The 6575-nt window shown below is 74.6% G+C and carries 6 protein-coding genes; 2 read left to right on the forward strand and 4 right to left on the reverse strand.

Annotated elements, in window-relative coordinates; all coding sequences use genetic code 11:
* Nucleotides 1-131 precede the first annotated feature (131 nt).
* Nucleotides 132-1070 carry a carbohydrate kinase gene (locus tag MHY29_RS10700; protein WP_224355894.1) on the forward strand — a complete coding sequence of 313 codons (939 nt, stop codon included), beginning with the start codon at nt 132-134 and terminating at the stop codon, nt 1068-1070.
* A 67-nt stretch (nt 1071-1137) separates the two neighbouring features.
* Here MHY29_RS10700 and MHY29_RS10705 read toward each other — a convergent pair whose 3' ends face one another.
* Nucleotides 1138-2193, reverse strand: a complete 1056-nt coding sequence (locus MHY29_RS10705) for a malate dehydrogenase (RefSeq protein ID WP_239241132.1) — start codon at nt 2191-2193, stop codon at nt 1138-1140.
* Between the two features lie 46 nt (nt 2194-2239).
* On the opposite strand from MHY29_RS10705, the gene MHY29_RS10710 reads away from it, so the two are divergent.
* A complete protein-coding gene (locus MHY29_RS10710; protein WP_239241134.1) occupies nt 2240-3079 on the forward strand; it encodes an HAD-IIB family hydrolase in 840 nt (279 codons plus the stop codon).
* 80 nt (nt 3080-3159) lie between these two features.
* Here MHY29_RS10710 and MHY29_RS10715 read toward each other — a convergent pair whose 3' ends face one another.
* From MHY29_RS10715 to MHY29_RS10725, 3 genes are all read right to left on the reverse strand, one after another.
* Nucleotides 3160-4554, reverse strand: a complete 1395-nt coding sequence (locus tag MHY29_RS10715; RefSeq protein ID WP_239241138.1) for an amino acid permease — start codon at nt 4552-4554, stop codon at nt 3160-3162.
* A 258-nt stretch (nt 4555-4812) separates the two neighbouring features.
* Entirely contained in the window at nt 4813-5889 is a 1077-nt protein-coding gene (locus MHY29_RS10720) for a DUF1624 domain-containing protein (protein WP_239241136.1), read from the reverse strand.
* A gap of 29 nt (nt 5890-5918) precedes the next feature.
* Nucleotides 5919-6470, reverse strand: a complete 552-nt coding sequence (locus MHY29_RS10725; RefSeq protein WP_224355890.1) for an NYN domain-containing protein — start codon at nt 6468-6470, stop codon at nt 5919-5921.
* Between the last annotated feature and the right edge of the window lie 105 nt (nt 6471-6575).

Raw genomic sequence — 6575 nt, forward strand, 5'->3', positions numbered from 1 at the left:
AGACAGGGGGAGGAGGACATGCTCGCCTTCCGACGGATCGCTGCGGGGCCGCCGGCCGGAGTCCTCCCGGCGGTGGCGCACGGGCTCCACAGCCCGCGGCCGGGGCCGCCTCGTAGGGTACCGTGGGGCTCGTGGCAGAGTATTTCGGAGTCGTCGGCGAGGCGTTGGTGGATGTGGTCCTCTCGGACACCGCCACCCCCCGCGCGCACCCCGGAGGCAGCCCGTTGAACGTGGCTGTCGGCCTGAGCCGGCTCGGCCGCCCTGTGCGGTTCGCCGGCCGGTACGGCACGGACGAGTACGGGGACATGGTCGCCGCACACCTTGCGGACAACGGTGTGCACTGCGTGCTCGGGGCCGACGACGCCCCCACCTCCGTGGCCACCGCCCGTCTGGACCCCACCGGCGCCGCCAGCTACGAGTTCGAGCTGGACTGGACTCTCCCGGAGGCCGCCGAGCTGGAGCGCCTGCTGACCGGCGCCGCGGGCGGCCGCCTGCTGCACGTGCACGCCGGCTCCATCGCCACCATGCTCGCCCCCGGGGACGCCTCGGTGATGGGCCTGCTGGAGGCCGTGCAGCCCACCGCCACGATCAGCTACGACCCCAACGTGCGCCCCTCGATCGTCCCGGACCGGGAGTTCGCCCGCGCCCGCGCCGAGGAGTCGGTGCGACTGTCCGACGTCGTCCACGCCTCGGACGAGGACGTCGCCTGGCTCTACCCGGACCGCCCGCTCATGGACTCGCTGCGCGCGTGGCAGCAGGCCGGCCCGGCGCTCGTCGTCATGACGCGCGGCGCCGAGGACATCGTGGCCGTCACCGCGGAGCACGTGCTGGAGCAGCCGATCGTGCCCGTCGACGTCGCGGACACCGTGGGTGCGGGGGACTCCTTCACCGCGGCCCTGCTGGGCGCCCTGGACGACCGCTCTCTGCTCGGCGCCGAGAACCGGGGTCGCCTGCACGCCATGGACCTCGCGGACATCCGCTCCGTGCTGATCTACGCGGCGCGCGCCTCCGCCATCACCTCCTCCCGCCCGGGCGCAGACCCGCCCATGCGGGACGAGCTCGCGGACTGAGCACGGCGGGCAGGCCGGGCATGACGACGGCGCCGCCCCGACAGCGGTGGGTGGCGCGTCCGGCTGCTCAGATCAGTCCGAGGGCCCGCACCGCGTCCCGCTCCGCCTCGAGCTCGGCGACGGTCGCGGCGAGGCGCCCGCCGTCCCCCGGCAGCAGGGACTCGTCCGGCTCCAGGCCGGGGAGGATCGTCCACGCGCCGCTGCCGTCGGAGGTGACCGGGAACGAGGAGATCAGCCCCTCGGGCACCCCGTAGGAGCCGTCCGAGACGACCGCCGCGGAGGTGCGGCGCGGGGCGCCGTCGGCGTCCACGCCGGTGCCCAGGGACCAGTCCCGCATGTGGTCGATGGTCGCGGACGCCGCCGAGCCCTGCGAGCTCGCCCCCCGCACCTCGATGATCTCTGCGCCGCGCTTGGCCACACGCGGGATGAACTCCTCCGCCGCCCACGCGGGGTCCAGGACCTCCAGGGCCGGGCGCCAGACGGGCGCGCCGTCGTCGCCGGACACGCGCACCCGCGCGTGGGTGAGGTCGGGGAACTGGGTGGCCGAGTGGTTGCCCCAGATCGTGATCCCGTCCACGTCCGCCACCCCCACCCCGGCGCGCGCGGCGAGCTGGGACACGGCCCGGTTGTGGTCCAGACGGGTGAGCGCGGTGAAGCGCTCCGCCGGCACGTCCGGGGCGTGCGCGGAGGCGATCAGCGCGTTGGTGTTGGCCGGGTTGCCCACGACGACGACGCGCACCGACGCGTCCGCGCTCGCGTTGATCGCGGCGCCCTGGGGGCCGAAGATCCCGCCGTTGGCCCGCAGCAGGTCCGCGCGCTCCATGCCGGCGGTGCGGGGACGGGCGCCGACGAGCAGGGCGTGGGTGGTGCCGTCGAACGCGGCGCCCGCGCTGTCCGTGACGTCCACGGACGCCAGCAGGGGGAACGCGCTGTCCGCGAGCTCCATGGCCACGCCCTCGGCCGCGCGCACGGCCGCGGGGATCTCCAGCAGGCGCAGCCGGACGGGGGTGTCCGGGCCGAGCAGCTGGCCCGAGGCGATGCGGAACAGCAGGGCGTAGCCGATGTTCCCGGCGGCGCCGGTGACGGTCACGGTGGCGGGGGTGCGGAGGTTGTCCTGGGTCACGATCCCATCCTGCCCGGCCGGAGGGCGCCCGCCTAGACTGAGGCGCATGTCCGCCCTCCCCGTGTCCGCCCGTCGTCCCCGGCTCATCGCCACGGACCTGGACGGCACCGTGATCGGGTACGCGCACACGCGCACCGGCCGGATCTCCCCCCGTACCGTGGCCGCGCTGCGGCGTGCGCACGCCGAGGGGATCGTCGTCGTGTTCGTGACGGGGCGGCCGCTGCGCTGGCTGGGCCCGCTGCGCGCGCAGCTCGGCGAGGTCGGCCCGGTGATCTGCTCCAACGGCGCCGTCGTCGCGGACACCGCCACGGACGAGGTGCTCCTCCACCACGCCCTGGACCGCGCCGCGATCGACCACGTGGTGCGCCGCATCCGCGCCCTGGACCCCGCCGCCACGTTCGGCGCGGAGGCCCTGGAGGGTTTCTTCTGGGAGGACGCGTTCGCCTCCGACGAGCTCGGCCAGACCCGCGCCGCCAGTCTCGAGGCGGCCCTTCCGGGGGATGCGACGGTGGTCAAGCTCATGGCCAAGTCGGGCGGGATCGAGCCGGACGTCTTCCTCGCGGCCGTCCGTGAGCTCGGCGACGGCCTGGTCACCGCCACCCACTCCGCGCCCGGCATGTCGCTCGTGGAGATGTCCGCCCCGGGCGTGCACAAGGCCGCCACCCTCGCCGAGTTCGCGCGCGGGACGGGCGTGGAGGCGGCGGACGTCGTCGCGTTCGGGGACATGCCCAACGACGCGGAGATGCTCGCCTGGGCCGGCCTCGGCCTGGCGGTGGCCAGCGCGCACGCCTCCCTGCGGGCGGTCGCGGACGGCGTGGTCGGGGCCTGCGACGACGACGGGGTCGCCGCCGCCATCGAGGCCCTGCTGGCGCTGCCGAAGGCCTGAGCGCCCCGTCCGCCCCGGGCGGCGGGGAGAGCCCGTGCGTCCCGGCCGGCCCACCCTGGCGCGAACCGGCCGGGCGGGGCTCAGGCGCGGCCGCGGGTGAGGTCGGCCTCCTCGGGGCGCGCGCCCTTCGAGCCGGTGACCAGCTTGTGGCCGATCCACAGCGCGAGGAACAGCGGCAGGCCGATGTACGCGCTCGCCACGGCCACCAGGTCCACCCCGTTCAGGAACGCCTCGTAGTTCTGGCCGAGGATCACCACGGTGCACAGCAGCAGCGCGACGATCGGGCCCAGCGGGAACAGGGCGGCCCGGTAGGGGAGGTCCGTGATGTCGTTGCCCTGGGCCACGTACGCCTTGCGGAACCGGTAGTGGCTCCAGGCGATGCCCATCCACACGATGAACCCGGCCAGACCGGAGGCCGAGACGAGCCACACGTAGGCGGCGCCGTCGCCGATGAAGCTCGTCAGGAAACACAGGGCGCCCACGGCCGTGGTCACCACCAGGGCGTTCATGGGCACGCCCCGGCGGTTGACCTTCGCAAGGAAGCGGGGGGCCTTGCCGGAGTCCGCGAGGGCCCACAGCATGCGCGTGGACGCGTACAGGCCGGAGTTGCCGGCGGAGAGGATGGCCGTGAGGATCACGGCGTTCATGACGGCGGCCGCGGCCAGCACGCCTGCGTTCTCGAACACCAGGGTGAACGGGGAGATCGCGATGTCCTCGATGTCGCTGCCCAGCAGGTTCGGGCTGGTGTAGGGGATCAGGAAGCCGATCACGGTGATCGCGCCCACGTAGAAGAGCAGGATGCGCCAGAACACGGTGCGGATGGCCTTCGGGACGGTCCGCTCCGGGTCCTCGGCCTCACCGGCGGCCACGCCGACGAGCTCGGTGCCCTGGAAGGAGAAGCCCGCCACGAGGAAGATCGCGAGGATGCCGGGGGCGCCGCCCACGAAGGGGGCCTCGCCCGTCGTCCAGTTGTCCGTCCCGACGGCGGCGTCGCCGAGGACGCCGACGATCATGAGCACGCCCAGCACCAGGAACACCACCACGGTGACGACCTTGATGAGCGAGAACCAGAACTCGGACTCGCCGTAGGCCCGGGTGGACAGGGCGTTGAGGCCGAAGAGGAGCGCGAGGAACAGCGCGGACCACGCCCACGAGGGCACGCCCGGGAACCAGTAGCGCATCACCAGGGCGGCGGCCACGAGTTCGGCGGCCACGGTGATCGCCCAGTTGTACCAGTAGTTCCAGCCGATGGCGAAGCCGAACGAGGGGCTCACGAACCGGGTCGCGTACTCCTCGAAGGCGCCGGAGACCGGAAGGTAGGTGGCCATCTCGCCGAGCGACTGCATGAGCAGGAACACCATGAAGCCGATGACGACGTAGGCGAGCAGGGCGCCGCCGGGGCCGGCGGTGGCGATGCTGTTGCCGGAGGCGACGAAGAGGCCGGTGCCGATGGCGCCGCCCATGGCGATCATCATGAGGTGACGGGCGGCCAGGGTGCGCTTCAGACCGGTGTGCGGCTCAGGGGAGGCGGCCGCGGCGGTGCTGCCCGCGGGCCCGGCCGTGCGAGGGGATTCGGTGGGATTCACGAGGGGCCTTCGGTGAGGGAGGCGGCACTCGGGAGCCGCCGAGTGTCCGGGGTCGTGGCACTCTACACCCGTGACGGGGCGCGGGCTCCTCCGGGGCGCCGTCGAGAGGGTCGGTCCTGGCGGTGCCGGCGCGGAGTGCCCCGAGCGTCAGCGGCGGGCGAGCCCGTGGGTGACCAGGGCGACCGGGCCCTCGAGCGGGCCGCGCCGCCACGGCTCCGCCCGCACGAGCGCCCGCCAGAGCAGCGGCAGCAGCAGGCCCGCGGCGCAGAGCGCCCCGACGTTGAACCAGGTGTCGTCCGTGCCGAGCTCGCTGAGCCACGGCCCCGGGCCGGCGCGCAGCACCCACCCCAGGTACGCCTGGTGCGCCACGTACACGCTCAGCGTCATGGACCCGGGGACGGCCAGCACGGCCGTCAGCCACGGCACGTGGGAGGGCACGACGGCGGCGCACGCCCCCAGCACGATCAGCACCAGTCCGGCGGCGAGCAGGGCGTAGTCCCACGTGGCCTCGTAGGGCACCGGGCTGTCCCCGGTGCGCTGCCGGGCCAGCGCGACACCGGCGCCGCCGACCAGCAGGCCGACGCCCGCCCAGACCCCGCCCGCGGCCCGGCCGCCCAGGCCAGGGCCGGGGTGCCCGCCGAGCCGGAGGGCCGCCCTCAGGCCGCCGCCCTGCACGGACCGCACGACCACCGCGCCGAGCAGCGCCCAGGCCGTGAAGAACAGCAGGAAGTAGGGGCCGGCGGTGAAGAAGGCGGCGGCCTGCTCCGCCACGACGGCCGGGCCCGGCCGGACCTGCGCCGGGACCAGGGCGCGGGCCGGCTCGAGGCGCGCGGCGACGTCGTCGGCGGTGAGGGCGCCGACCCGCACCCCCGCCCAGGCCGCGGCGGGGACCAGCAGCAGCTGCACCAGCCCCGGCAGGAGCGCCAGCACGGACATCAGGACGGTGAGCACCGCGAGGTGGGTCAGGACGTCCACGACTGCCGCGCCGAAGTGGGACGTCAGCCAGGCCGCGCCGCACAGGGCCGCGGCGCGGACCACGGCGCGCAGGAACGCCCGCCAGAACCCGTGACGGCGCTGCTCCAGGTGCGCCGAGACGCCCACGAGCGCCGCGAACAGCGCGGCCGTGAGGTGCTCCGAGAGGTTCAGCACCCCGCCCGGGCCGCCCATCGGCGCCGTGTGCGCCACGAACATGGAGACCAGCGCGAGCCCGCGCGCCACATCCACCCACGTCAGGCGGTGGCCCGCGGCCAGTGTCACAGGAAGTCGCGCGGGTCGAAGTCGTCGATGTCGATGACGCGCAGGCGCGGCAGCGGGACGTCGAACGCGGCGACGTCGTGCTCCAGGTCCCAGACCTCCATGCCGTTCACGGCGCGCAGCTCCGCGGACATGAACTCGTCGAAGCCCATCACGGCGATCTTGTGGCCGTGCGCGGCGAGGTCGAGCATCTGCGGGGCGAAGTCGGCGTCGTGGCTGGCCAGGACCACGTCCGCGTCCCGGCCGATCAGCGCCTCCGCCATGCGCTGGATGCCGATGTCCACGACCTTGCCGGCCCCGCGCAGCAGGATCGGCTGGTAGCCCATCGTGGTGAGCGCCTGGACGAAGCCGAACGGGATGTCCCCGTCCTCGTCCACCGCCAGGAAGAACAGCGGGCGGACCTCCTGGCCCCAGGCCCGCTCCACGTGCCGCAGCACGCGGTTCCAGCGGGGGCGCTCCTCCGGGTTCGGGCGGCGGTTGAGGACGGACATGCCGAGGGTGGCGTCGAGGTTCTCGCCGTCGACGAGGAGGTACGTGGTGCGCGCGCTCATGGTGTCGAGGGTATCCGCTGGGGTGGCCGCGGAACGGTCTTCGGCGGTCGGGGAGACCGGGGCGGCGGGCGCGGCGGGGACGGCCGTGGCAGGGCCGGTGGGGAG

The organism is Micrococcus sp. ACRRV (assembly GCF_022346985.1).
Taxonomy (GTDB): domain Bacteria; phylum Actinomycetota; class Actinomycetes; order Actinomycetales; family Micrococcaceae; genus Micrococcus; species Micrococcus porci.

Bases quoted from the DNA above. Each gene is read 5' to 3' on its own strand.
- MHY29_RS10710 (WP_239241134.1), top strand. From the start codon at position 2,240: ATGTCCGCCCTCCCCGTGTCCGCCCGTCGTCCCCGGCTCATCGCCACG.
- MHY29_RS10725 (WP_224355890.1), bottom strand. From the start codon at position 6,470: ATGAGCGCGCGCACCACGTACCTCCTCGTCGACGGCGAGAACCTCGAC.
- MHY29_RS10715 (WP_239241138.1), bottom strand. From the start codon at position 4,554: ATGATGATCGCCATGGGCGGCGCCATCGGCACCGGCCTCTTCGTCGCC.